The sequence below is a fragment of the Methanoculleus sp. MH98A genome, assembly GCF_000691865.1.
Lineage (GTDB): Archaea > Halobacteriota > Methanomicrobia > Methanomicrobiales > Methanoculleaceae > Methanoculleus.
On the sequence record NZ_JMIO01000220.1, the window covers coordinates 1 to 1,766 of the forward strand.

A 1,766-nucleotide genomic window follows, 5' to 3' on the forward strand; every position below is an offset into this window, starting at 1 on the left:
CCCTCTTTGAGATGATACCTCCTCCTGAACGTATCTGCATCATTGTCGCTCACGGCGGTGATGTGGTCGAAGAGGTACTTGCAGGAGACCCTCTCCAGTAAATTGGTATAAGTGGGTATGAGTTTTCGCTCCACCAGGGAGTAGTGATTATGGTTCGCAAAGGTCTGCTGAATGAAATCGGATTCAACATTGTGAGCGTCGTACACTATTTTTATCTTCCTGCGCGTAAGGAAACCGAGCATCCTGGCCGCCAATGCTCCACTGGGATGGGTGATCTGGATGAGATCGATCTCTTCGTCCCTGATGATCCGTGCCGCCTTGCGGATGAAATCGGGATTAATATCTCTGAATATGGATAGTCTCCTACGAAGCGCCTCGATATCGTGATAGGTGTATACCTGCGCGACATCAGCGTCACCCTCATCATAAAGGTGATCCGGTTCGAGTACAACGATCCGGTTATTTGCGGCCTGACAATTGACGAGGTTGCAAAACCTGTTCTGGCCCCCGCTCTGGGGTTTTGACAACCCGACGGTTGTCGGGATCGCCAGTATGTTCATAGGCACTTCCGGTATTCCTGTTCGAGTTTTTCCACGATCCGGTCCCATGTCAGATTCTTTCGAACGAATTCCTGTCCTCGCTGAACCATTTTTCTCCCTTCCCCGGGGTTTTCAAGGCAAAATGCCATTTTCTTCGTTAAATCCGCACAATCTCCATACCGTACAGTCAGGCCGCAGTCACCTTCCCTGATGAGGTCTCCGCTGCCATTGTCTTCTGTGACAATCACCGGGGTTCCGCTTATGATTGCCTCGAACGGAACAAGCCCGAATATCTCATACTTTCCCGGATAGACGAGCAGATCGGCATCCTGGTAGGCAAAGCCGACGTCATCGATATAACCGACAAACCGTACCCGATCCTGAATTCCGAGAGCCCGCACTCTCTCCTCGAGTTCCCGCTTGTAACCCCATTCCGGCCCGACAATGACCAGGATGGCATCTGTTTGCTCCTGTACCAGCCGGTGAAACGCTTCTATCAGAAAATCAATTCCCTTGATTCTATCGATTCTGCCCAGGTATAGAACGAGGCTGCTTCCGTTCTCTATTCCGCAAAACTTCCGGAATTCCCCTTTGCTCTTGGTTGTAGCGCACCTCTCGCGACTGATGCCGTTGGGAATAACAGCGATCTTGTCCTCATGAATGCCCATCATTACATTCTGTTCCTTTTCCATGCTGTTCATGACGATCAGTCTTGATGCGGCATCTAAAATGGCGGATCCGAAGACAAAATCAAAGATATTTTTCACCTTTGCCTTACCCAGGGTTTTATTTTTGGGGAGCGATCCATGCGGCTGCAGAACGTATGGAACGCCGTACTCCCTGGCATAATGACTTACCATGGCCGCAAGGAGTGTCCTGTGCTCATGGATGTGAATTATATCATAATTCTGCAGATCCCGGTGTGCAACGAACGGTAAATAGTACGGGACTATGGGCAGTGCTGTGCCCGGAAAATACTTCCGTAAGTTTTCAAAATAGTAAACCTTCATCCCATCGACATTGAGGGGTCTGTTCGTTGGAAGCCCGGTCGGATAGGTGCTCCGATTCGTCGTATATACCGTGACGTCGTGGCCTGCTCTCCGGAGACGCTGTGAGATCTCATATGCCGCACGTGCCACGCCCCCGGATTCCCAGCTCGGCTTGAAGAACGGTGTCACCTGTAGAATCTTCATACGCAATCACAAACATGCTGCTTGAGCCGTCGTC

Annotated in this window: 2 protein-coding genes; both read right to left on the bottom strand. The window is 50.6% G+C overall.

Going from position 1 to position 1,766, the window contains the following annotated elements; translation table 11 throughout:
• On the bottom strand, positions 1-560 hold a 560-nt coding region (locus EI28_RS12655; RefSeq protein ID WP_048115395.1), incomplete at its 3' end, for a glycosyltransferase family 4 protein.
• The gene (locus EI28_RS12660; protein ID WP_048114251.1) at positions 557-1,732 is read right to left on the bottom strand and encodes a glycosyltransferase family 4 protein; all 1,176 of its coding nucleotides are present in this window, start codon (positions 1,730-1,732) and stop codon (positions 557-559) included. The genes EI28_RS12655 and EI28_RS12660, both read right to left, overlap by 4 nt.
• Positions 1,733-1,766: the final 34 nt, after the last annotated feature.

Coding starts and splice junctions, on each gene's coding strand:
- EI28_RS12660 (WP_048114251.1), bottom strand. CDS start 1,732: ATGAAGATTCTACAGGTGACACCGTTCTTCAAGCCGAGCTGGGAATCC.